General features: G+C 56.8%; 17 protein-coding genes and 1 pseudogene. 10 read left to right on the top strand and 8 right to left on the bottom strand.

Features of this window, described 5'->3' with window-relative positions:
- Position 1: 1 nt before the first annotated feature.
- The 3 genes from Q1L34_RS14540 to aldA all read left to right on the top strand — a co-directional run bounded on the left by Q1L34_RS14540 (position 2) and on the right by aldA (position 4,261).
- Positions 2 to 1,438 carry an amino acid permease gene (locus Q1L34_RS14540; RefSeq protein WP_327204122.1) on the top strand — a complete coding sequence of 479 codons (1,437 nt, stop codon included), beginning with the start codon at positions 2 to 4 and terminating at the stop codon, positions 1,436 to 1,438.
- Between the two features lie 375 nt (positions 1,439 to 1,813).
- Positions 1,814 to 2,614, top strand: a complete 801-nt coding sequence (locus Q1L34_RS14535; RefSeq protein ID WP_128318858.1) for a YdcF family protein — start codon at positions 1,814 to 1,816, stop codon at positions 2,612 to 2,614.
- A gap of 198 nt (positions 2,615 to 2,812) precedes the next feature.
- Positions 2,813 to 4,261 (top strand): aldehyde dehydrogenase, encoded by a 1,449-nt coding sequence (gene aldA / locus Q1L34_RS14530; protein WP_065906444.1) that lies wholly within the window; start codon positions 2,813 to 2,815, stop codon positions 4,259 to 4,261.
- Positions 4,262 to 4,333: 72 nt separating this feature from the next.
- Here the strand turns inward: aldA and gap are convergent, their stop codons facing one another.
- Positions 4,334 to 5,332 carry a type I glyceraldehyde-3-phosphate dehydrogenase gene (gene gap, locus Q1L34_RS14525; RefSeq protein WP_044352203.1) on the bottom strand — a complete coding sequence of 333 codons (999 nt, stop codon included), beginning with the start codon at positions 5,330 to 5,332 and terminating at the stop codon, positions 4,334 to 4,336.
- Positions 5,333 to 5,582: 250 nt separating this feature from the next.
- Between gap and Q1L34_RS14520 the strand changes: the two genes are divergently transcribed.
- Complete coding sequence (locus Q1L34_RS14520; protein ID WP_015584451.1) at positions 5,583 to 5,918, top strand: gamma-glutamylcyclotransferase family protein; 336 nt, start codon at positions 5,583 to 5,585, stop codon at positions 5,916 to 5,918.
- 72 nt (positions 5,919 to 5,990) lie between these two features.
- Here the strand turns inward: Q1L34_RS14520 and Q1L34_RS14515 are convergent, their stop codons facing one another.
- Positions 5,991 to 7,019, bottom strand: coding sequence for an LLM class flavin-dependent oxidoreductase (locus Q1L34_RS14515; protein WP_004861392.1), 1,029 nt, complete (start codon positions 7,017 to 7,019; stop codon positions 5,991 to 5,993).
- A gap of 302 nt (positions 7,020 to 7,321) precedes the next feature.
- On the opposite strand from Q1L34_RS14515, the gene Q1L34_RS14510 reads away from it, so the two are divergent.
- The 4 genes from Q1L34_RS14510 (at position 7,322) to Q1L34_RS14495 (ending at position 10,357) form a co-directional block, all read left to right on the top strand.
- Positions 7,322 to 8,176, top strand: a complete 855-nt coding sequence (locus Q1L34_RS14510) for an AraC family transcriptional regulator (protein WP_104895357.1) — start codon at positions 7,322 to 7,324, stop codon at positions 8,174 to 8,176.
- Between the two features lie 54 nt (positions 8,177 to 8,230).
- On the top strand, positions 8,231 to 8,641 hold the full coding sequence (locus tag Q1L34_RS14505; protein ID WP_004861398.1) for a DUF2000 domain-containing protein: 411 nt from the start codon (positions 8,231 to 8,233) through the stop codon (positions 8,639 to 8,641).
- Between the two features lie 279 nt (positions 8,642 to 8,920).
- The gene (locus Q1L34_RS14500; RefSeq protein WP_004861401.1) at positions 8,921 to 9,838 is read left to right on the top strand and encodes a M14 family metallopeptidase; all 918 of its coding nucleotides are present in this window, start codon (positions 8,921 to 8,923) and stop codon (positions 9,836 to 9,838) included.
- A 231-nt stretch (positions 9,839 to 10,069) separates the two neighbouring features.
- Positions 10,070 to 10,357: a hypothetical protein gene (locus Q1L34_RS14495; RefSeq protein ID WP_224050026.1), complete on the top strand. Its 288-nt coding sequence runs from the start codon at positions 10,070 to 10,072 to the stop codon at positions 10,355 to 10,357.
- 130 nt (positions 10,358 to 10,487) lie between these two features.
- On the opposite strand, the gene Q1L34_RS14490 is transcribed toward Q1L34_RS14495, so the two are convergent.
- On the bottom strand, positions 10,488 to 11,381 hold the full coding sequence (locus tag Q1L34_RS14490) for a cation diffusion facilitator family transporter (RefSeq protein WP_015584446.1): 894 nt from the start codon (positions 11,379 to 11,381) through the stop codon (positions 10,488 to 10,490).
- 156 nt (positions 11,382 to 11,537) lie between these two features.
- Here Q1L34_RS14490 and Q1L34_RS14485 point away from each other — a divergent pair, with 156 nt between their 5' ends.
- The gene (locus tag Q1L34_RS14485; RefSeq protein ID WP_004861411.1) at positions 11,538 to 12,227 is read left to right on the top strand and encodes a VIT1/CCC1 transporter family protein; all 690 of its coding nucleotides are present in this window, start codon (positions 11,538 to 11,540) and stop codon (positions 12,225 to 12,227) included.
- 276 nt (positions 12,228 to 12,503) lie between these two features.
- Here the strand turns inward: Q1L34_RS14485 and Q1L34_RS14475 are convergent, their stop codons facing one another.
- The gene (locus tag Q1L34_RS14475) at positions 12,504 to 13,559 is read right to left on the bottom strand and encodes an SDR family oxidoreductase (RefSeq protein ID WP_305840724.1); all 1,056 of its coding nucleotides are present in this window, start codon (positions 13,557 to 13,559) and stop codon (positions 12,504 to 12,506) included.
- Between the two features lie 97 nt (positions 13,560 to 13,656).
- Here Q1L34_RS14475 and Q1L34_RS14470 point away from each other — a divergent pair, with 97 nt between their 5' ends.
- Positions 13,657 to 14,544 carry a LysR family transcriptional regulator gene (locus tag Q1L34_RS14470; protein WP_015584444.1) on the top strand — a complete coding sequence of 296 codons (888 nt, stop codon included), beginning with the start codon at positions 13,657 to 13,659 and terminating at the stop codon, positions 14,542 to 14,544.
- 45 nt (positions 14,545 to 14,589) lie between these two features.
- Here Q1L34_RS14470 and Q1L34_RS14465 read toward each other — a convergent pair.
- The 4 genes and pseudogenes from Q1L34_RS14465 to Q1L34_RS14450 all read right to left on the bottom strand — a co-directional run.
- Positions 14,590 to 14,928: pseudogene (locus Q1L34_RS14465) on the bottom strand (DUF1294 domain-containing protein); the annotation flags it as partial.
- A 303-nt stretch (positions 14,929 to 15,231) separates the two neighbouring features.
- Positions 15,232 to 15,504 carry a hypothetical protein gene (locus Q1L34_RS14460; RefSeq protein WP_032717374.1) on the bottom strand — a complete coding sequence of 91 codons (273 nt, stop codon included), beginning with the start codon at positions 15,502 to 15,504 and terminating at the stop codon, positions 15,232 to 15,234.
- 80 nt (positions 15,505 to 15,584) lie between these two features.
- Complete coding sequence (locus Q1L34_RS28425; RefSeq protein WP_213894586.1) at positions 15,585 to 15,761, bottom strand: YnfU family zinc-binding protein; 177 nt, start codon at positions 15,759 to 15,761, stop codon at positions 15,585 to 15,587.
- A 282-nt stretch (positions 15,762 to 16,043) separates the two neighbouring features.
- Positions 16,044 to 24,626, bottom strand: a complete 8,583-nt coding sequence (locus Q1L34_RS14450; protein WP_327204121.1) for a glycoside hydrolase family 94 protein — start codon at positions 24,624 to 24,626, stop codon at positions 16,044 to 16,046.
- Between the last annotated feature and the right edge of the window lie 108 nt (positions 24,627 to 24,734).

The following is a 24,734-nucleotide window of genomic DNA, read 5'->3' as shown; positions in this document are numbered from 1 at the left end:
CATGACTCAACATCAACGCGAGGGGCAGGTGAATCCTGCCATCGACGGGGAGTGCCCGTCGCAGCTCAAACGCGGCCTTGGCGCCCGGCACATTCAGATGATTGCGCTGGGCGGCGCTATCGGCACCGGCCTGTTCATGGGGGCGGGAAGAAATATTGCGGTGGCGGGGACCTCGATCCTCGTGATTTATGTCCTGGTGGGTTTTTTTACCTATATGGTGATGCGGGCTATGGGCGAGGTGCTGCTCACCCGGCTTGATTACCGCTCTTTCGCCGATTTCATCGGCGATTATCTCGGTCCGCAGGCCAGCTTCTATTTAGGCTGGACCTACTGGCTGAGCTGGGTGGTGACCTGTATCGCCGATGTGGTGGTGTGCGGTAGCTATATGCAGTACTGGTTTCCGGAGATGTCAGCCTGGGTGCCGGCGCTCAGCACCCTCGGCATTCTGTTCCTGTTCAATTTGCTGTCGGTCAAAATGTTCGGCGAGGCCGAATTCTGGTTTGCACTGATCAAGGTCATTACCATTATTGCGCTGATTCTCACCGGCGCGTGGATGGTGGCGACCGGCTGGACTTCGCCTGATGGCGTGAAAGCTTCGTTGCACCACATCACCGACCCGACGGTGTTTATGCCGCACGGCGTCACCGGCTTCTTTGCCGGTTTCCAGATAGCGATCTTCTCCTTTACCGGAATTGAGCTGCTCGGCACGATGACCGCCGAAACCCGCGATCCGCAGAAGATTTTGCCGAAGGCGATTAACGCGCTGCCGCTGCGGATTATCATTTTTTATCTGCTCTCGATGGTGGTGATTATTGCCGTGGCTTCCTGGCCTGGCGTCTCGCCGGATGCCAGCCCCTTCGTCACGCTGTTTGCTAATGCCGGGCTGCCTGCGGCGGCGGCGGTGATTAACTTTGTCGCGCTGACCTCGGCGATGTCATCGGCCAACAGCGGCGTCTATTCCAGTACCCGCATGCTGTACGGCCTGTCGGTAGAGAAACATGCCCACGGCCAGTTCCGCATTCTGTCGCGCACCACGCGTATTCCGGTGCGTAGCCTGCTGTTCTCCTGCTTCTGCATGCTCAGCGGCACGCTGCTGCTGTTCCTGGTGCCGAACGTGATGACGCTGTTCACCATTGTGTCGACGCTGGCGGCGATTATGGTGGTATTCAGCTGGGGGATGATTCTGGTGGCTTATCTGGTGTATCGCCACAAGCGTCCGGATCTGCATGAACAATCGACCTTTAAGATGCCGGCGGGGGTTGTCATGAGCTGGATCAGCCTGCTGTTTTTCGCCTTCTCGATTTTTATCATGATCTTCGATCCGGATACGCTGAAAGCGCTGATGGCGACGCCGCTGTGGTTTGTGGCGCTATGGCTGTTCTGGAGGATAAAACAGAAGCGGGAAGGGCAAACGCAGCTGGAGAGGCTGAACGCCTGACCGGATGCCGACAGCCGCGGGTCTGCTGTCGGCGTCATTTTAGCAAAGCATAACCTGGCGAGTTTCATCAGCCGCCGCAGAAGATGGCGGCGGCTGACAGGCCCGCCGTTCCTGCCCGATACGCCGCTACCCGGTCATCGGCTGCCGTCCTCCGCGCCTTTTATCGATTTTCAGGTGGCCAACATGATGATGCGTGAGCCTCTGCGCGCGTTAATGGCATCATTGCGGTGATGATTCAGGCGCAAGCCATTCGTTTTTAGCTAGCATGGGGGCTTTTTAGTCACGCCTTCCCCGTTTATTCGCCGACGCTGTGGGTGAGGGGTTATGATAGGGCCGGACGTCCTTGATGGATGAGATGGCATGAAAGGAGCGAGTATGAGTGAGCAGTTCCCATCCCTGCCGGATGCAACGCTGGCGGCGGCCAACCGCCTGGGCCAGTGGCTGGCGCTGGATGATTTTACCGCACAGGCGCCGACGCCGGCGGTGGATATTGTGGTGCTGGCGGGCAATGCGGTGATCCCGACCATTGATGCCGCCTGTCGGCTGGCGGCTGACGCCGGGGTCCCGCTGCTGATTAGCGGCGGGATTGGCCACTCCACGGTCTTTCTCTACGACGCGGTACGCAACGATCCGCGCTATCGGTCGCTGCCGGTCGACGGGCGCCCGGAGGCGCATATCCTCGCCGATATCGCCCACCGTTTCTGGCATATCCCCCGCGACAGGATCGTGGTTGAGGATCGTTCCACCAACTGCGGTGAGAACGCGCGCTTTACCCGCGAGATGCTGGCGGCGACGGGAATCGCTCCCCGCGCTGGCGTGGTGCTCCAGGATCCGACGATGCAGCGGCGAACTATGGCGACCTTTGCCCGGGTCTGGCAGGGCGAGGCGGTCGTGCCGCAGTGGTACAGCACGCCGGGCTGCGCGCCGCTGCTGGACAATACGGCGAACGGGCTGGCGTTTCGCGGTGACGCTGCCGGGCTGTGGCCGGTCGGACGCTACCTGTCGCTGATTCTTGGCGAGCTGCCGCGGTTGCTGGATGCGCCCCAGGGATACGGCCCGCGCGGAAAAGATTTTATCGTCCATGTAGATATCCCCGCCCGGATCCTCGAAGCCGGACAACGCTTGAGTGAAGACAACCTGCTGGGTGAAGCGCTGAACGCCCGCGCGCCCGGCTGAGCGTTGCCCGTTTGCGGCGCGTTTTTCGCAAACGGGCAATTTTTGTTGCCAGTATGTAACTTCATCGGCGTGATGTTGGCGCGTTTTCATGAGCTGTTTCACAAAATTATGCTGACCGTCTGCTCTTAGCGCGGCGTGTGGGTAGATTTTTAACAAATAAGTTACTTGTTAAAAACACTAAATCTACAGGAGCAGGCCATGACAGCACCCGTTCAGCACCCGATGTATATTGATGGTCAGTTTGTGGTTGGGCGCGGCGACGCCTGGATCGATGTACTCAACCCGGCAACGGAAGCGCTGCTTTCCCGTATTCCCGATGGCACGGCTGAGGATGCCCGGCGGGCTATTGAGGCGGCAGAGCGCGCGCAGCCTGCCTGGGAGGCGCTGCCGGCGATTGAGCGCGCGGGCTGGCTGCGGAAAATTGCCGCCGGCATTCGCCAGCGCGCGCAGGAGATTGCCGCGCTGATCGTGGCGGAAGGGGGCAAAACCCAGCAGCTGGCGGCGGTGGAGGTCTCATTTACCGCCGATTATCTTGACTATATGGCCGAGTGGGCGCGTCGCTATGAAGGCGAAATCGTCCAGAGCGATCGGCCAGGAGAAAACATCCTCGTCTTCAAACGCGCGCTGGGCGTCACCACCGGAATCCTGCCGTGGAACTTCCCGTTCTTCCTGATCGCCCGCAAGCTGGCGCCAGCGTTAATTACCGGTAACACCATCGTCATTAAACCCAGCGAATTTACCCCCAACAATGCCGTCGCGTTTGCGCAGATTGTCGATGACATCGGTCTGCCGAAAGGGGTATTTAATCTGGTGCTGGGCCGCGGTGAAACCGTTGGTCACGAGCTGGCGGCCAATCCCAAAGTGGCGATGGTCAGCATGACCGGCAGCGTCGGCGCGGGCGAGAAGATTATGGCCGCCGCGGCGAAGAACATCACTAAAGTGTGCCTTGAGCTGGGCGGCAAGGCGCCGGCCATCGTGATGGATGATGCCGACCTTGAGCTGGCGGTAAAAGCGGTGGTGGATTCCCGGGTCATTAACAGCGGGCAGGTATGTAACTGCGTGGAGCGGGTCTACGTACAAAAAGGCATTTACGATCGGTTTGTAAATCGCCTGGGCGAAGCTTTAAAGGCGGTACAGTTTGGCGACCCGGCTACCCGGGACGATATCGCCATGGGGCCGTTGATCAACGCCGCCGCGCGGGAACGCGTCGAGCAGAAAGTCGCCAAAGCGTTAGCGCAGGGGGCGCGTCTGGCGCTGGGCGGCAATGCGGTAGCGGGCCGCGGCTATTTCTATCCGCCGACGCTGCTGCTGGACGTACGCCAGGAGATGGACATCATTCATGAAGAGACGTTTGGCCCGGTGCTGCCGGTGGTGGCGTTTGACACCCTGGATGAGGCGCTGGCGATGGCCAATGACAGCGACTATGGCCTGACCTCCTCGATCTATACCCGGGATCTGAATGTGGCGATGAAGGCGATAAAGGGGCTGAAGTTCGGTGAAACCTACATTAACCGCGAGAACTTTGAAGCGATGCAGGGCTTCCATGCCGGATGGCGAAAATCAGGTATCGGCGGTGCCGACGGTCGTCATGGGCTGAATGAGTATCTGCAGACCCAGGTCGTCTATTTACAGTCGTCAGCGCGGTAGTCGCCAGCGCCGGTTCCGGCCGGGCGACAAGCGGATAGCCGGGCTATCCGCTTTTTTTCGTCGCCGCGATGGCTAGTGGGCAAATTTATCCAGTACGCGGATGAGCTGGGTGACAAAACCGTACTCGTTATCGTACCAGGCGACGGTTTTGACCAGCTGAACATCGCCGGCTTCGGCGACTTCAAGCTGGGTGGCATCGTAAATAGAGCCGAAATGGCTGCCGATAATGTCGGAAGAGACGATCTCTTCTTCGGTGTAGCCGAAGGATTCGTTGTTCTCCGCCGCTTTTTTCATCGCCTGGTTGACCTCATCGGCGGTGACTTTTTTCTCCAGGATGGAGACCAGTTCGGTGACTGAGCCGGTTTTGGTCGGCACGCGCTGGGCGTGACCCTTCAGCTTGCCGCTGAGCGCAGGAATAACCAGCCCGATGGCTTTCGCCGCCCCGGTGGTGTGCGGGATGATATTTTCTGCCGCCGCGCGCGAGGCGCGTAAATCTTTCCCCCGCGGGCCGTCAACCAGCGACTGCGTGCCGGTGTAGGCATGAATAGTGGTCATGGTGCCGAGCTTAATGCCGAAGGCGTCGTTGAGCACTTTGGCCATCGGTGCCAGGCAGTTGGTGGTACAGGAGGCGACGGAAATGATGGTGTCATCGGCGGTCAGGGTATCGTCGTTGACATTATAGACGATGGTTTTCATGTCACCGGCAGGGGCGGAGATCAGGACTTTTTTCGCCCCGGCATCGAGGTGCGCCTGCGCCTTCTCGGTTGATGTGTAGAAGCCGGTACACTCGACAATCAGTTCTGCACCCACCGCTTTCCACGGAATATGCCGGGCCTCTTTCTCGGCATAGACGGTAATTTTTTTGCCGTTCACGATGAGCGCATCTTCGGTAAAATCAACGCTCCACGGGAACGGCCCGTAGTTAGAATCATGTTTTAACAAATAGGCCAGCACTTTCGGTGAGGTCAGATCGTTGATCGCCACCACTTCAAGCGGGCTGTTCACTTCCAGTAAACGGCGTAATACCAGACGTCCGATACGACCAAAGCCATTAATCCCTAGTTTGCTCATGTAAAGCCTCCGATAGGATGGTGAGTGAGGTTGAGGGTATAAGACACTCCAGGCATACTCTACTGATGGTGAATCGGCAACCCGGAAAGTCGCTCCATCCGCTAAGCGGTTGAAAAACACTACAGAAAAATTAATGCATTCTCTGCCGCGGATTATCCGCGTTTCCCGCATCTTGCTAAGCGCCGTGTTCCCTCGTATTTTGAACCTTTTCACCGCCCGTCGGGCATGAGTGATTTTGCGACGAGGAATCATGGAACGCTTATTTGTTTACGGCACGCTGCGTCCGGGCCAGGAAAATGCCCCCATTCTGGAAACTATCGGCGGCGAGTGGCTGCCGGGGTGGGTGCACGGCACGTTTTATGCGCGCGGCTGGGGAGCCGCTGCCGACTTCCCGGGTATCGTCCTTGATAAAAACGGTCCCCGGGTCGACGGCTATCTCTTTACATCGGATAAACTTGCCGCGCACTGGCCGATGCTGGATGAGTTCGAAGCGGGCTACGACCGCGTGGCGGTGGAGGTGACGACGGTAGAGGCGCAGCGCGTGACCGCGTGGATCTATCAGCTTCAGCCGCCACTCCGCCCATAACTCATCCCGGCGATCTGCACCGGGCCATGTGCCCCGCCAGCCGGCGGCGGGCAGGGCGTGGAGAGGGCAAATTTATTTGTCGCGCCAGCCCATTGCCGGCGCCACATGCCGCAGGATGGACTCGATGACGTGCACGTTGTAATCGACGCCGAGCTGGTTCGGCACGGTCAGCATCAGCGTATCCGCCTCGGCAATCGCCTCATCCTGCTGCAGCTGGGCAATCAGCTTGTCCGGTTCGGCGGCGTAGCTGCGACCAAAAATTGCGCGGGTCTTCTCATCGAGGAAACCGACTTTATCGCTGTCGTCATGGCTGGAGCCAAAATAGCGCCGGTCCCGATCGTCCATCAGGGCAAAAATGCTGCGGCTAACCGAGACGCGCGGCGTCCGCGTATGCCCGGCCTGCGCCCAGGCGTCGCGATAGGCACGGATCTGTTTTGCCTGTTGAATATGGAACGGTTCGCCGGTTTCATCGTCTTTTAAGGTCGAGCTTTGCAGGTTCATCCCCAGTCTGGCGGCCCACTCCGCCGTCGCATTCGAACCGGCGCCCCACCAGATGCGGTCGCGCAGACCCGCGGAATGCGGTTCCGGGCGCAGCAGACCCGGCGGGTTCGGGAACATCGGCTGCGGATTGGGCTTCGCAAAGCCTTCGCCGCGCAGGACGTCCAGCAACACCTCAGTATGCCGGCGCGCCATATCGGATTCATTTTCCCCTTCGCCAGGGACGTAACCGAAATAGCGCCAGCCATCGATGACCTGCTCCGGGGAGCCCCGGCTGATACCCAGCTGCAGGCGTCCGCCGGAGATCAAATCCGCGGCGCCGGCATCTTCGGCCATGTACAGCGGGTTTTCATAGCGCATATCGATAACGCCGGTTCCTATCTCAATACGCCGGGTTCTGGCGCCGATCGCCGCCAGCAGGGGAAACGGCGAGCTGAGCTGACGGGCAAAGTGATGCACTCTGAACCAGGCGCCGTCAGCGCCCAGCTCTTCAGCGGCCACCGCCAGATCGATGGATTGCAACAACGCGTCAGCGGCAGAGCGGGTAGCGGACTGCGGCGATGGCGTCCAGTGACCGAATGACAAAAATCCAATCTTTTTCATGACGTCTTTATCCTGGTTTGCGGGGAAATGTTCAGTAGACGGGCGCCGGCCTCGATAAGCCTGCCGGTTCTCGTTGGGCATAATCACTACTTTACGTATTCCCTGAGGAGAATAAATCACGTTTGTTTAACATAATGCATCAAATAAATTGATTGAAACGGGGCGCCGGCGCCCCCGTCCGGGAGCGACTGACTGGTGCGATGCGCCGCCGATCCCCGATAATATGTGGCGCATTTTAGGCCAATTCGCCGCGCAGTTCCCTGTTAAGCTTATTGTCTCGCCAACGTTGTCAGAGTGTGATGATGTCAGAAAAAACGCCGCCGGCGACATCCGGCGATTGGATCGACTTTCGCCGGGATACCGCGACGGGGATTGAAAGCGTCAACGCGCACTTTAAAGGCCATGCTTACGACAGCCATGACCACGAGGAGCTGCTGGTAGGGGTGACGTTACAGGGTTCTCAGCGCTTTAGCTGCCACCGCGCGGTGCATACCAGTACGCCGGGAAACGCGATCCTTATTGAGCCGGGCGCAGCGCATGATGGCCATGCCCCGCAGCCCAGTGGATTCACCTATGCCATGCTCTACATCCCGCAGCGCTGGATGTCCGACAGTCTGGATCAGCGCGGCTTGGGCGATATTTCTCTGGTGGAGGCCGCTTTTCGCCATACGCTGACCGCCGATCGCGAATTGATCGTGGCCATCTCGCAGGCGTTTGCGGCCATTCATTATGGGGAAGGTCGGCTGGCGTGTGATGAGAGCCTCGATCGTCTGGTGGCGCATCTGACGCCGCACGTTGCCGTAAAGCCAGCAACGGCGATGACCGATTCCCTGGTCAGGATGAACAGGGTCCGCGAGTATCTGCACGACCATCTTGCCTGCAATACCGGCCTCGATGAGCTGGCCGAGATCAGCGGTATCGACCGGTTCCGCCTGAGCCGGCAATTCAAGGCGGCCTTCGGACAGACGCCCCATGCGTATCTGGTCAGGCTGCGCCTGCGCACCGCGCGACGACTGCTGGCTGGAGGTCTGGCTGTGTCGCAGGTTGCGGCAGAGACCGGTTTTGCCGATCAAAGCCATTTAGGTCGCTGGTTCCGACGCGCCTACCGGATGTCTCCGGTTGCCTTTCAGAGCCGCTGCTCAAACGTTCTATCCTGATGCCCCATGCCTGCGTGAAGATAGCCTTTTCGCGGTACAGACAGGAGTATTTTGATGACGTTTGACACTAAGATTGCCTATATCGTGCGCGATGATTTAGCGACATGGCAGCGACTGAACGTGGTGGCATTTCTGGCGACGGGGATTGCCTCTGCGGCACCCGAGATCCTCGGCCAGCCCTATATCGATGCACTGGGCCGGCAATATGGCAATATGTCTGGCCAGCCCATGCTGATCTTTGAGGGCGGGCTGGAAAAACTGCAGGTCGTGCATCGCAAAGCGCTTGAGCGGGAGGTGACCATCATTCCCTACATCCACGCCATGTTTGCTACCGGGTATGATGAGGCCAATCGTGAGGTATTTATGGCCGCCGATGCGGAGAATCTGGATCTGGTCGGGCTGGGGATCCGTGGCCCGAAAAAAAGGGTGGATAAAGTGATCAAAGGGCTCTCGCTCCACGGTTAGTTTACCTGCTGTTGATACGAAGGCGGGTTGCCCCAGGCCACAGCTTTCCGGGCGGCAGGAACAGCGTCCGCCTCCGTATTGATCCTGCTTTGGCGGGAAATCGCCTGTTGACCTGCCTTCAGCCGCTGTTGTCCTTGCGGCGATCTGTGCTTTAATTCAGAGATGGCGCAATTAGCCAACGGCCTGATTGCCCGAGATGTTTTCATCGACGGTTCCGGAAGGTGCGCTGCATACTTCTCTTCCCGCACCCGATACTCTCTTTTATTCTCTGAGTGAAATATGACCCTGAATCAGTTTTATCCAATCGGTACCCCGGGGCAACCCTGGACAGCAGACGAAATACAGCAGTGGCGGCAGAACCAGACGCGATCCAGGAGCTATCAGCGCGATGTGTCAGATGTCCTCGATGGCCTGAAGCACCGCTTCGATGTCATTCAGTATGGCGAATTGCGTTACGCCGATGATGTTTATCCGTTGAGAGCGGTAAAATCAAAAAACTGGGACGATACTCTGCCGGTGGCGCTCGTGACGGGCGGCGTCCACGGTTATGAAACCAGCGGCGTGATGGGCGCCCTGACGTTTTTGACGGAATATCAGGATGAGTATGCGGGAAAAATCAATCTACTGGTTGCTCCCTGCGTCAGCCCCTGGGCCTATGAGCGTATTTCCCGTTGGAACTACGATGCCGTCGATCCTAACCGGCAATTTTTCCCGGAGGGCGCAGCGGAGGAGTCCCTGGCATTGATGAGGCTCATTTCGCCGTTGAAAGGTCGGTTCGCCGTTCACGTTGATTTGCATGAAACGACCGATACGGACGAAAGCGAGTTCAGCCCCGCGCGGGCTGCCAGAGACGGCGTGGCGTATAAACCGGAGAATATTCCTGATGGCTTCTATCTGGTTAGCGACGAGCGCAATTCAAGGCTGGATTTCCAGAGCGCGTTGATTTCCGCAGTTGCGCAGGTGACGCACATTGCTCCGTCGCTGCCCGGCGAGACCGTGCTCGGTTATCCGGTCATCGGCCAGGGGATTGTTGAGTATGACAATAATGCCTGGCACCTGTGCTCGACCATGACCGGCGCGCCGTTTACCACCACAACCGAAGTCTATCCCGATAGCGCGAAAACGTCTCCGCAGGAGTGTACCCGGGCGCAGGTAGTCACCGTCCGTCGGGCCATCGAATTTGCATTATCACACTGAGTGATCAGATCGGGCAGATATTGCCCGGTCTGCCTGCGGGTCTTCTGATTCGTATTTATCGAACGGTCGTTTCGCAAATTACAGGTTGTCATCACAAAAATAAATCTGTCATTATAATAATTATTGTTTGCTATTCTCTATGAATTTAAATGGTGGCTTTTGACTATGTCCGTAGGGTTGAGCTGCGGTTATTTAAGTCAACCATTAAAGATAATAAACAGATAATGAATTATGATTTCAGGTGTTCATATTTCTATATTTGTAATGGCTGTGGTTCAGTTTATATTTATTGTCCCAATTAATTTTTTTATTGCGTGGGACTGTTGGTGTCTGGGCGATTTGTTATACGCATTAATCGCGGGCGCGCTGTCTACAGTTGGCGCGGCCATTTCTATACAGACCCTGCGCTTGCTGATCGCCTCGCGACAAGAGGATTATCCTTATGCAAATGGCGAACGACAGCAATGTCCAGGCACCCCCATGCCGCGCCATGAAATCCCGGATGAGCAAAAGTCCTGAGCGGTAAGTTAACGGCGCTGACGGGATTTCTGTGCAGCGGATTCAGATACCCCAGGAGCCTGCGCCACACGCCCCGGAAAGGCGGTGCGAGGAGCAGACCTGAGCGAGCCTGCGTCTACACCCCGCGATGTCACGTTGCGACTGAACATGGATCAATATGAACCATGACATTCAGTACCCCGTGCTTGTGTAAAACCCGTTCCCGAGCCGCCACCGCAATGTCATGGCCATCCCGGACGGAGAGATGCTCCGGCACTTCCAGATGCACATCGACGAGGATAAGATCTCCCACTTTTCGCGTTTTCAGATCGTGAAGCCCGGCGACCCCCGGCGTTGACAGAAGAAGCGCTTTGATTGCATGTTCCTTGTCGGTATCCACCGCGCGGTCCATCAGATCGTGCATCGCGTCAGCGGCGAAGGAGTAGCCCATGCGCAGTATCAGCAATCCGACCACAAAAGCCGCCGCTGGATCAAACCAGGGGTAGCCGGCCAGCGTCCCGGTAATACCAATCGCGACAACAACCGATGAAGCGGCATCTGAACGGGCATGCCATGCATTGGCCATCAGCAGAGAGGACTGGAGACGGATGGCTACCCTGCGCATATAGCGGAACAGCGTTTCCTTAATAGCGAGCGCGGCAAGCGCGACCCACAGCGCGGTCACATGTACCTCAGAGAGTGATGCAGGGTGCAGCAATTTTCCCGCAGCCGACCACAGCATACCGACGCCCACGGCGACCAGCATCATTCCGAGAATCATTGACGCACCGTTCTCGTATCGCCAGTGGCCGTAATGGTGGTCGCTGTCCGAGGGTTTACGGCTCTTTTTATTTGCCAGCAGCACCACCACATCTGCCACTAAATCAGAAAGAGAATGAATACCATCAGCAATTAAACCCTGAGAGCCAGAAAATATACCGCTAAGAATTTGCATGAACGACAAAATAATATTTACCGCGGCGCTGATTAATGTGCTTTTTTGTGCGGTGGCTGAACGTTCATGATACCCATTATCATTTCGCATAAAACTGTCCGTTTAAATAATTCACCTCAGGCACTGGATTATACTGGCGTAATCTTAATGGAAGGTTAATGATAAAAGAATAAGTTATGAGTGAGGCGGTTTTTATATATCTGTCATGCCAGGATGACTCATTTCCCGATCGAAAGGAAAACCACTATGCATCTGGAACGACACAGTATCGGCAAAGTAGGGTGGCTAAGAGCGGCAGTGCTGGGGGCGAACGATGGCATCGTGTCGACCGCCAGTCTGGTGCTCGGGGTCGCCGCAGCGGGCACTTCGCCGTCGGGTATTTTACTCGCCGGCGTGGCTGGGCTGGTTGCGGGCGCCATGTCGATGGCAACCGGCGAATATGTTTCCGTCTCATCGCAGGCGGATAGCGAACACGCGGCGCTCAGTCAGGAGAAAAGAGAGCTGGCGGCAAATTATGAGGAAGAGGTGCAGGAACTGGCTTCGCTGTACAGGCAGCGCGGACTGGAGTCGGCTCTGGCATACCGGGTCGCGGAACAGCTTATGGCGAAGGATGCGCTGGACGCTCATGCCCGGGAAGAGCTGGGGCTGACGGAGACAAATTCGGCGCAGCCGCTGCAGGCCGCGATGTTTTCAGCGTTCAGCTTTTCCGCCGGCGCGCTGTTGCCGGTCATCATCGCATGGCTAGCGCCGGCAACGCTGGTTTTTCCGTTCGTTATTCTCTCCACGCTTTTTTCGCTGGTTATTCTTGGCTATATCTCATCGACTGCGGGCCATGCGTCACCGATGAAGGCAATAATCAGAATCACTTTCTGGAGCGCAATGGCCATGGCTTTATCCATGGGGGCCGGTTCTCTCGCCGGTCAGGCCATGGCCTGAATGACCATTAAGCGATAAAATTGAGAAAATATTCAGGTCGTCAGATAGCACTACACTGGCTGGTATTACTGCTCATCGTAATCACTTACGCGGCGCTGGAGTTTAAGGGGATTTACCCTGAATACTGCGAATGATGCCGGGAAAACATCGGGACTAAGCCGGTAATCTGCCCCTTCACCGGCTGGTGCCGGGAGAGCATCGCGCGCAACCTCCCCCGGTGACCGTTCTCCGGCACAGGCCGGCGCGCTGCGGTTTTTATTTCAGCGCCACGCGCTTTCAGGGGATAATACGTGCCTCTCTCAGCTGCGTGAACAGACTGAAAAACATTTCGTCGGTTGCCTGCATCCGAGGGAAGCCCGCCCGGCGCAGCTTACTGCCATCGCCAAACATGTCGTCATTCCAGCTAAAGACGAAATCGGCAAAATTGCCGTCGCTTAACCGTAAAAGTTCCGGCTCCACCAGCCGCTGTCCGGCAAGGTCGCGCCATTGCGCGCGATAGTCCTTAAATAACTGCTGAAAGGAGAGCCTGACCGGCGGGGCGACCTCCAGTGCGAACCAGCGTGCGATCAGCGGCCATAGTTCGCTCCAGCGCCAGACGTCACCGTTATTGACGTTGAAAGCCTGATTCTGCGCCTCGGGGGAGGTGGCTGCCCACAGTGTCGCTTCTGCCAACAATCCGGCATCCGTGAAATCGACGATGCTGTGCCAGGTCTGTGGCGAGCCGGGAAAACGCAGCGGCAGATTCAGAGCCCGGCACAGCGAGGCGTACAGGGCGATACTCAGGACAAGATTCATGGTATTGCCCGGCACCGCGCTACCCACCACGCCAGGCCTGATGGCATTCCAGTGCCACGTTTTACCTCGTTGAAAATGGCTGAGCCACGCGAGCTGGGCGGCGTTAAATTCAGCGCCAGGGACGCCAGGATCGCTTTCACGCGCCGGAGTTTTAAACGGTCCAAGATGCGCGCCATAGACCTTGTATCCTTGCATCAGACTGATCGCTTGCAGCGGAGCCCTGTGCTCGATTTGACTGACCAGATTACGCAGCATGGTGACGTTCGGGGCAACCATCTCCGTCCAGTTTGCAGCATTCACCCAGGCACTATAAAAAATATGGGTGATATCGCTAAGGGGCCGCAGCGCCCGCGCGCTGCCCGCGGCATCGAGTAAATCAACCTCGACCATCGGAATGCCGTCAGGGTGGGAGAGGGCATGGCGGCTCAGTCCGATGACCTCCCACCCATTACGCAGAAGCGTTTTGACGAGCTGGTTGCCGATAATGCCGTTGGCGCCGGCGACCAGCGCGACTTTCTGTTGTTGTGTCTTATTCATCGTGATTCTCCAGGGAAGGTGACGGAAACAGTGTGATATATTATTTTTTTCCCACATATCCCCTGAAACTGATGGCACTTATAAGCAGAATCATTAAATGAATAATAAGCTCAATGCGATAGCCACTTTTTTACGCGTAGCCGAAGCGGGTTCCTTTTCTGCGGCCGCCCGCCAGAGCGGGATGAAGCAATCTGCTGTCAGTCAGCAGATTGCGGCCCTTGAAGAGTCGCTTGGCGTGGTATTGCTGCATCGTACTACGCGGGTGATGGCGCTGACCGGGCAGGGGGAAATCTACCGCCGTGATATGCAGCTTTTGCTCGAGGCCATGCGGGAAGCGGAAAGGCGGTTGAACCCTGGCGATCATCAGTTTCAGGGCCGGGTACATGTGCAGTTGCCGAGCGGTCTGGGACAGATTTTTATGCCACACCTGCTGGCGCTGCAGAAAGAGAATCCAGGCTTGCATCTGATGCTGTCACTGGATGACCGCATCGCCGATCTGGTTACTGAAGGGGTAGACGTCGCGCTGCGGCTGAGCCATGAGCCGCCGCAAGCGCATGCGGCGCGCGTGCTGGCGCGTATTGAAACGGCGCTCTTTGCCGCACCTGATTTTACACCGCTGCATTCCGTCAACGAGCTGGCGATGCATCCGCACGTGCGCTTCAGCGCTATCCCGCTGGAAGCACCGCTCCGTCTGGTCTCGGGTCAGGACGCTGTCGATGTGAAAGTGAATACCGTTTTCCGGGCCAACACCAGTGAGGCTCTGCGACAGGCGATTGAGTCAGGCCTCGGGATCGGCGGCATGCAGCTCCCGCTGGCAGCCAGGGCGGTACAATCCGGCAGGCTGGTGCCGGTATTACCTGCCTGGCGCTTACCTGACCGCTTCCTTTACGCCGTCTATCCCGACGCCCGCTTTATCCCTCAAAGGGTCAGAAGCATCATCAGCGCCATCGAATCCTTACTGCCTGACATTATGGGCAAAATCTGAAGGCGAGGCACTCGCACTGGGGAAAACCGAACGGGAAGCGGTCGAAGAAGAGAACGGAGAGAACTGATAAACCGCCAGCGTCGCGAGAATACTCAATATCACGCTGATGATGAAGTAAGTTTTAAAGGGCTGTTTTTGCGTTTTATGGCGGAACACCTGTTGACCGACCATCGCGCCAGGCCATCCGCCCACAAAGCCGAATACCAGCAAGGTAGATTCTGGCACCCGACGCCAGGCCTTGCGTGCCGCCATTTTATCCATGCCGTAAATCACCAGCGTCAGTACGCTGACCAGCAGGAACCACGTGATATAAGGATGCGGAGTAAACAGACTCCCGGTCGCCGCGCAGACGAGGAGTAAATAACAGAAGCGATTGAGATTCATACCATTAGCCAGCAGCGATCGGTGAACGTAGAGGGCGAATTATACGCATCACGCGGCCAGAAGAAACATTTGCGGATGGCCTTCACCGCAGGTTGCCTCTCTGGACATCAGTCAGCGCCACAAACAGGATTCCTCCTTTCAACCAACGTGTTAAGGTGATTCAGACAATTTATGCACTCAGTCAGGCCGAGGGACGGCCGCGGCGCCGGGTGAACCCGGGCGGCAAAAACGGAGGACTCAGTGTCGGTTTAATGGCACCTGTTTACAGCGCAGATGTTATTTCTGGTAACGGCTTCATTAATATCAAAAATATTCAATAAATTGCCTGGCGGATTCTTTTTCATCAAGATATTCAAAGCCGAGCAAACGAATTTTCACACGGTTGTAAAACCATTCGTTCCCCTGCCGTTGAATCATTTCTCCTGGAAGGAAACATAGCCCTGTCGCTGCTCGAATAATGGCATATTTACCATTGTTAAACCTTACCCTATGGATGCAGAAAGGCTGGTTCACTTCGCCAGGATGACGGCTGGCAAGAATATCGCCTTCAATAAAAACATCTTTTCTGGTTTTCATAAGCCTTTCCTTTATTACGCTGATAAAACAGGTATGTTGCTGTTTTTAAAGAGTTGCGCTTTAAAGTGCTGGTGTGCTGCTCAGCCGCCAATACACCAACACTCTGAGGGGCGGAATAATAATCCGCATTGCGGGCATTGCAGAATCGCATCTTTGCGTAATTTACCGGCCTTCTGGTCTGCGATGCAGGAACAGGCCGGGCAAGTGACATGCACCGGTCTTTCTTTGAAATGTCTGATTCCACTGGTGTAAGACATAAATTAATTCTCTGAGGGAGGTGTTATTTATTATACGCCTTTGTTGACTATTATTCTTTTTATTATATTTCTCTGCTGCAGAGGGTAAAAGCGAGCCGTTAACGCATATTGGTACAGCAACACGCGGTGGGGAGAAATTTATAAGGAAATCATATTGTCTCACCGCCGTTAACCGGGTTAACCAAATAACAGCCGGATAATTTCTCGATTCAGCGCGCGATGAATAAGGGCAAAAATAATTCGCGCATTAACGACAGGCGTTAATGCGCGGGTTAACTGGCGTCAGTTCTGAATGATATCAAGGGTGTGGGACTGTCCGTCATCCAACAGCGGAATGGAATCGTCCGCGAGGAGGAGGCCATCCAGCGTGGCCTGATATGGCCCGACGCCACGTGAGACGGTAATACGATACTGACTCTCGCGGTATTGATAGGTCAAGGTAAAAGAGGGCCAGCTGTCAGGCAGCAGCGCGTGAACGGTGAAGGACGTCGCGCCGCGTTTTATCCCCAGCAGCTCCTCTGTCAGCAGACGATATGCCCAGCCCGCTGAACCGGTATACCAGCTCCACCCGGCCCGGCCGGTATGCGGGGCGACACTGTAGACATCCGCACTCATGACATAGGGCTCCGCCTTATATTTTTCCACGCCATCGGCATCCAGCGCGTGGTTTATCGGATTGATCATCGACCACAGCTGCCACGCGCGTTCTGCGTTCCCCATTCGGGCAAACGCCATCACCGCCCATATGGCGCCGTGAGTATACTGCCCTCCGTTTTCCCGCACGCCGGGCAGGTAGCCCTGAATGTAGCCCGGATTAGGGCCGTGGCCGTCGAACGGCGGGGTTAAGAGTTTGATTAATCCACCCTCGTTATCCACCAGGTACTTATCCAGCGCCTGCATCGCCAGGTCGCTGTGCGCCCGGCTGACCGCGCCAGAGAGTACCGACCAGCTCTGGGCAATGGCATCAATCCGGCAGTCCTGCGCAGCTTTTGACCCCAGGGGGGTCCCATCGTCAAAATATCCTCGTCGGTACCATTCACCGTCCCATGCGGAGGCGTCGAGACTGTTTTGCAAACGCAGCGCCTCGCGACGACACAGGGACGCGACAGCGTCATCCTGCCGCCGATCGGCAAGGGAAGCGAAGCGTTGTAAAATATCGTACAGGAAGAAGCCCAGCCAGACGCTTTCACCTTTACCCTCAATGCCAACCCGGTTCATCCCGTCATTCCAGTCCCCCGCGCCCATCAGCGGGAGACCGTGCTGTCCGGACTGTAATCCGTGCTCAATGGCTTTGACGCAGTGTAACCAGAGCGTCTCTTCGCTACTGCTCTGGACCGGGGTATCGTAGACCGACTCTTCGCCAGCGGGGAGCGGGCGCCCCTGTAGATAAGGGATATTCAGGTCCAGTATTTCCGGGTCGCCGATCGTTTCGACATAGTGACAGACGGCAAACGGGAGCCAGAGGTAGTCATCAGAACAACGTGTCCGTACGCCGTTACCGTGCGGGGGATGCCACCAGTGCTGCACATCTCCTTCAATAAACTGCCGGGAGGCGCAGAGTACAATTTGTTCACGCATTTTTTCCGGCGCGGCGTGGCTGAGAGCCAGCGTATCCTGCAGCTGATCGCGAAAACCAAATGCGCCGCCGGATTGATAGTAGCCGCTACGTGCCATAAGGCGACAGGCCATCGTCTGATACAGCAGCCAGCCGTTGACCAGTAAATTCACGGTGGTATCCGGCGTCGTCACCACGATTTTATCGAGCGCGTTATGCCAGTAGCGGTGAACATGGTTCAGTTCCTGACGGACGGTATCTTCATTCAGATAGCGGGCCAGGGTCTCCTGAGCCCGGCTATGGTTTTCTTCCGCGCCAAGGACGAAGATAAACGTCCGCTGATCGCCATCAATTAAGGTCGCTGCGGATTGTACTGCGGCGCAGGGATCCAGGCCGGCGCCTGTTTTACCCGAGAGCCTGCGCAGTGCCATCGCCTGCGGATTTTGCAATGAGCCATTGCGTCCAATAAACTCGCGGCGGTCGCCGGTCAGCGAGCAGTAAGAACCGCTGACGGCAAAGAATGCCGTGCGCTCGCCGCCGTTAGCGCCGTAAAAATTATTGGCCATCACCCCGCAACCAGCGGAATGGTTGACGGGATACGTCACGATATGGGAGGCGGTGCGGGTTCGTAAATCTCCGAGCGTCCATTCAGCATAGCCGGTGACCGACAGTTTACGTGTTCGCCCCGAGTTGTTGCTGAGCGTCAGGATCGCCAGTTTAACCGCAGCCTGTTCGGCGACCAGTACCGTCAGCTCACTGTCTATACCGCTCTCGCGATGGGAAAACACGCTGTAGCCAAACCCGTGGCGGGTGAGGTAATCACCGTGCCCGCGAACCGGCAATACCGTCGGCGACCAGCATGCGCCGCTCTCTTCATCGCGCAGATAAAAGGCTTCGCCGCTGCGGTCGCTTACCGGATCGTTCTCCCACGGCGTTAACCGGTACTCATGAGCATTCTCATACCAGCTGTAGGCTTGCCCCGCCTCCGAGATAACGCTGCCAAAACCGGGATTAGCCAGTACATTTGACCACGGCGCTGGCGTCGGCTGGTTTTCGCTGAGGACAATCTGATACTCCCGACCATCTTCTGAAAAACCTCCGAACCCGTTGAAGTGGCGTAACTTATCGCTATCCGGTGTCCAGTCGACGTGGTGGTTTTTCTGTGCCACCGCGTGGGCAATGAATAAGCGGGTCGGCGGGGTTAACGTATGAATGCGCTGGTTAAGCTGTTCACTGAGTCCGCCTGCGCGATCATCAAGATACAAACAGGCCACGCTCATCAGAAGCTGCTTATCTTCGGCGGAGAGATGTTCGCCATTACGGACAAAAATGCCGCCCGACTTATCCAGCAGGCTGGCTCCTGAGCGGGCATAAATTAAATCCATTATCTGGTTCTGCAGGATCTGCTGATAGCCGCCGGGACTCTCATTGAGGATCACCAAATCAACCTCCAGCCCTTTCTGACGCCAGTATCGGTGCGCCTGTACCAGGGTGGTGACCGAGGCGATACTCTCTTCGCTGGTGATGCTGAGCAGCACTATCGGCAGATCGCCTGAAATGGCCCAGCCCCACAGGCCGGACTGGCCTCGCCGGTTACGGCTGATAATCTGGCCGTCGGCCCGCAGTTCCTGACAGGGATACAGCACCGCGCTGGCGAGACGGTTAAACAGCGTGGCATCATCTTCACTGGCATTCATCTGGCGTAATACCACCAGGCTATGGGACCACGCCAGCTCAAAGATACGGTCAGCAATGGGGTGATCTCGATATTTTTCCAGTAACGCCAGACTTTGCTGGCGGCTTTCGCCGATGCCATACACGATATCAACCGTGACCGGTTGTCCCGGCAGCAGGGTAATCGCGTGGCGTATCGCCAGAATCGGATCCAGTACCGCGCCTGAGGTATTGCTGAGTGCGCCACTTTTCCCGGCGGTCTGCGCATCTGAAGGGGTTTTGCCGCGACCCAGAAACAGGGCTCTGTCAGTTTCAAACGAGATACTCTTACTGCTGTTACCATGCACAACCACCATGTGCAGCATGCAGGGGGTTTGTTCATCCGGCGAGCGCGGGCGGCGATGACACAGGATCGCGTCACGATCGGGGTTAATCTCCGTCTGAATAAACAAGTTGCTGAATGCCGGATGCGCCCGATCGCTGGCATCAGGGGCCAGCACCACTTCGCAATAGGTTGTCTGTTCAAGCTCTCGGGGCAAGCGTCCTCTGTGTACCAGGGTGAGCCGCCGCAGTTCAATATCATCTTCCGGAGAGACCACAATCTGAGTTCTGACGATCAGCGATCCGAAAGTACGGCGGAACTCAGCGCCGGCATCGGTAAAGATCGCTTCGTCGCCGCCATCGGCATCTGTGCCGACAGGATGCCAGGTATTGCTCCAGACTTCGTCCGTTTGCGCATCGCGGATATAGCAGAATGCTCCCCAGTTATCCCGGGTCGTATCGCTGCGCCAGCGCGTGAGGGCAAGATTGTTCCAGCGGCTGTAACCGCCGCCGCCAGGGGTCAGCATCAGATGGTAATGGCCGTTGGACAACAGCTGCACTTCAGGGACCGGGGTATCTGCTCCGCTGAAAATACGCGGTTCATAGCGAACCGGTTTGACCCTCCCTTCATGGGATTCGAAATGACGGCGCGGGCTGTAAAGATCGACCGCATCCGGGACGCGTTCCTGCAACAACAGGCTCGCCGAGCGGAAGGCGGTACTGGACATGAATCGCTCTGTCATCGGGGCGTTGAGCAGCACGTGAGCCAGCGCCTGAAATGCCATCCCCTGATGATGCGCCATCCAGGACTGAACGACGGCATACAGTTGCCCGGTTGCGAGGCGGGAGGGAGTATAGTCCAGCGCTTCATAAAAACCGTATTCGCCGCGCGCGCCGTTTTTTTCCAGACTGAGCAAATTGTCGCAGGCTTTGTGTGGGGAGACCATGAGAGCCAGCAGCGTTGCGTACGGGGCGATCACCATATCATCGGCCAGACCTCGCCGCAGACCGAGGCCCGGTACGCCAAATGCCTGGTACTGATAATTGTGCTGAACATCAAAAGCATGATAGCCGGACTCCGAGACCCCCCAGGGCACGCCACGCTCTTTGCCCCAGTGTATCTGACGTTTCACCGCTGACTGGCTCATCTCATCAAGAAGAGAGCCGGGCCAGGTGGGCATCACCAGATTCGGCATCAGGTATTCAAACATCGAACCGCTCCATGACATCAGCGCGGTTTCATGATCAATGGTGGTGAACAACCGTCCCAGGGCATACCAGCTTTTTAACGGTAGCTGATTCGTCGCGATGGCGAGAAAACTGGTCAGGCGGATTTCAGAGGGCAGCAGATCGTAATGGCTTTTATCCGCGGTATTGGTATCACAGTTATAGCCGACGCTGAGCAGACAGGTTGCTTCGCTGTACAGAAACGCAAAATCCATTCTCGCATGATCGTTCAGACGCTGTTCAAGTTCAGTGATAATCTTCAGCCGCATGCGGGCCAGCGCCGTAACCGATGCCGGAGGCGTTCCTTCGCCGCGATAGCTCGCGCCGGCGAGCCAGCTCAGCGTCGGTAGCTGCGGTTGGTTATACGCCTGGGGTAACCAGCCCAGTAGATGCGACCATTCATGGCACAGCTGCACCAGCTGATGTTCAAGGTGCGCTGTCCAGCGCACCACCAGCGGGTTTTCCTGAGCACACTGTGTCGTCAGATGGTTACACTGAGCGCGCATTTTCTTCAGTTCGCCGAACAGCTGCCCCGCGGGCAACGATACCGCGTTAAGGCAGTGTTTGCGCAGCAGTCGCAGACCGGTTGGCGCGTTTTGGCCCCAGTATTTTTCCAGAATAATCAGCGTGTCGTTCAGCCCCGCCAGCAGCTGCTCGCTGTTCAACACCGGCTGATAACGCATCGCGGACAGGCCTTCGCGTAATGTCAGTAAATGACCCGCCATATTGCCGCTGTCAACGCTTGAGACATAGCGTGGGTTGAGGGGCGCGAGCGTGCGGGTGTCATACCAGTTAAAGAGGTGGCCGCGGAAGTGTTCCATTTTATCCAGCGAGTCGAGCGTCAGCGTCACGCGTTGCAAAACCTCACCCCCGGGCAGGTAGCCAAAATCCCAGGCGGTCAGGTTGGCCATCAGGGAGAGCCCGATATTGGTGGGGGAGGTGCGATGTGCGACGGTGGGCTGCGGTATTTCCTGATAATTATCCGGGGGAAGCCAGTTTTCTTTTGCCGTGGCAAAGGTCTCAAAGAAGGCCCAGATTTCGCGGCTCGTCTGACGCAGCAGCTGCTTCTGGTCCGCATTCAGTGATACCGTCCTACGCGCAGGCTGGCGGCTTAACCAGCGCATCATCAGCGGCGCCAGACACCACAGAATCGTGACGGGCAGGGCGATAGCCAGCAGCGGTGGGGTAAAATGATACGTCATCATCGTCAGGGCGACCCCGGTGACCACATTGAGCCACATCGCCCGATAAAAACGCAGCACCGAAAGGTTGGATTGCGGGCTGTCCGGCGCGTGGCTGGCCCACTGGATGAGATTGCGCTGACTGATAGCAAGACGCCAGAGCGTCACGGCAATGGCATAGCATGAATATCCGGCCTCGTGCGGCAGTATCACAAAATTGAGTGCAATACGGGAGAGCCGCTTCAGCGCTCCGGCGGCGACAAGCGGAAGATGTAGCCGCAACGGGCGACGAGAGGGTTTATGAAGAAGGTCGTGAAGAATACTCAGGGCTGCGGGCAATAACCACACCAGCGTCAGCGCGCCAAGCCAGTAGAGCGGATTGGGAACCCAGAGCAGGGAACAAAAAAGAAGTACCAGTAAAGAGGGGGCGACCAGGCTACGGCGTAAATTATCAAATAACTTCCACCAGGAGAGCGGGGATAACGGATTTTTATCCCGCGTTCCATCCGCTTTTCTGACGTACGGGTAGAGCCAGTTAAGCAGCTGCCAGTCGCCACGGATCCAGCGCATACGACGCGCAACGTCTGACAGATAGTTGTTTGGGTATTGTTCGTAGAGTAAAACTTCACTGAGTAGCCCGGACCGGGCATAGCACCCTTCGAGTAAGTCATGGCTGAGAACCAGATTTTCCGGGCAGGCGTTGGCTGTGGCCTGGACAAAGATATCGACGTCATAAATCCCTTTGCCAACGAACGACCCTTCGCCGAAGAGATCCTGATAGATGTCCGAAGACATCATTGAATAGGGATTATTACCCGGTACGCTGCTGCGCAGGGCAGCATAGCGCCCCTGTCCGTTGCGCGGCATCTCCTCTGCCAGTCCGGGCTGCAAAATACCATACCCTTTGACGACTCTCTGTCGCAGCGGATCATACACGGGCTGGTTCAGCGGGTGCGCCATGGTGGCCACCAGTTTATGTGCGGTGTCGCGTGGCAAAACCGTATCGCTGTCCAGGGTTATGACATATTTAATCGGGCCCGGCAGCTGGTGCGCGGGCAGCCCGGCGACACTGGAAAACTGTGTTGCCGGGTGGCGCAACCAGTTGTTCAACAATGCCAGTTTTCCCCGCTTACGTTCATGCCCCATCCAGGTTTCCTGCGCCGGAACCCATTCAGGCTGTCGGTGCAGAAGATAAAAGCGTGGGCGGCTGGCTGGATAACGTCGGTTAAGCGCCTCTGTTTCCGAGATGGCCTGCCTGAGCAGCAGGGCGTTTTCTGGCGGATTTTCAACTGTTGAATCAGCAAAATCGGTGAGAAGAGCGAAGCGGAGGTGTTCATTCTGATTGCCCAGCCAGCATACTTCGAGACTAGTGAGGAGCTGACTGATGCCTGCGTGGCTGGTCAGCATACAGGGGATCACGACCATCGTCGCACAGTCAGCGGGAATCCCCGCTGAAAAATCCATTCGTGGCAAAGGGCGGGGAATGCGAAAACGGGTGGTCGCTTCGCTTAGTAGATCGCTAATTAACTGGCTGACCGCCACAATAAGCGGTAAAGCCAAAAGTATCAGTATCCAGCCCATTCCCTGTTGCGCTGTGGCGTGCAGGATTCCGGCCGTAACGGCTGTCGTCAACAGGCTGAGACTGCCGAGCCATGATAACAAGGGGATTTTGTTGAAACTGTGGCGCAGCCGGATAAGTCCAGGGGTGTCAGCGCAGAGTTGCACTTCCAGCTGCTCGCGGCCTTCACCTGCCAGATAATAACCCACATGATATCCCGGCGTGGCGGGCGCGTTTTCCAGAGAAAGCGCCAGCACCCGGCTGGCAACCTCTGGCTCGCTGAACCGACTGTCTCTGGCCAGAATCTCGATGACATGCCGGTAATGATCCCGGGTATCAAAGTGCATCCGGGAATAGGTAGCGGCCGGGTCAAGACGCAATGTCTGTTCCACAACGCTGATCGTCTCGGCAAAATCGGCCCAGTTTGTTTCGCTCAGCAAACGTAAACCTGCGATGCTGTTGCTGACAGAAAGCTGGCTGGCGGCAAGCTGTTGATTGAAGCGGTGAATGAGAACCTCGGTCGTCACGCCCTGTTCAGCAAGGCGCTGGTCCATCCAGGTCAACGGCAGCGCCAGCGCATTGCCATGACCCTGCAGGCGGCGGACCAGTTCTGCGACAAACGCACTGCTGAGCGGCGGGCGGGCGCGCGCCATGTCGGCCACCACCATGATTAAATCGGCGGGCGTATTCTCCGCACATTCGAAAATCCGCGTGAGCCATGTGTCCGCCAGGCTGCGCTCTTGCTGCGCTTTTACTACTTCGATACTGACACGACGCAGGTTTTCGATCAGCGACAGACGCAGCATGCCCGGTAAAGCCCAGACCTCGCCTAACGTCAGCGGCGTCACCTGCTGATAGGCGGCGATATAGCTGGTGAGGCTGGCTACGTCCCAGCGTCCGTCTCCGTGGGCAATCGCTTCAGAGGCGATATCGTAAATGCGCGGGCACTGGTGGGGTGAAATCAGGGCGGGGAGACCTTTGCCAAAGCTTTTCGGCAAGTGCTGGCGGACAATACGAATTTGCTCCTCAATCAGGTAATAATTATCAAGAAGCCACTCGCCTGCGGGCATGATACTCGATTTTTTCCCGGCATTGAGCGCATAACAGTTATGCGTGATCACGGCCTCGTTGTCCCCAAGCCGCTTGAGAAGATAGTAAGGCAGTTTGTCCGGCGACAGCTTATGAGTATGCGCCAGTTTCTGGCCGTAACGTTCCATCTGGAGGGCCGAAAACAGTTCTGGCCGCAGACTATTTTCACCGGTCGGGTCGTTGGCCGGGAAGGGTTCCCGTCCAGGGATTTTCGTAAAGGGATGAGCGCGGCTAAACCATGCTCGGGGATTCATTTTCATAGCGTTGCTCTGATGCGACATTAACGCGCAGGAGCAGTTGCGAAATCAGTTCAGAAACGTTCTCTCAGGATGGGCGTGAGGCATCAGGGATTTAACAGCTGCCGGTCT

This window comes from Klebsiella ornithinolytica (assembly GCF_030505655.1).
Classification (GTDB): Bacteria; Pseudomonadota; Gammaproteobacteria; order Enterobacterales; family Enterobacteriaceae; genus Klebsiella; species Klebsiella ornithinolytica.
The sequence above is the reverse complement of the archived record's forward strand: the minus strand, read 5'-3'. Positions and strand labels throughout refer to the sequence as shown.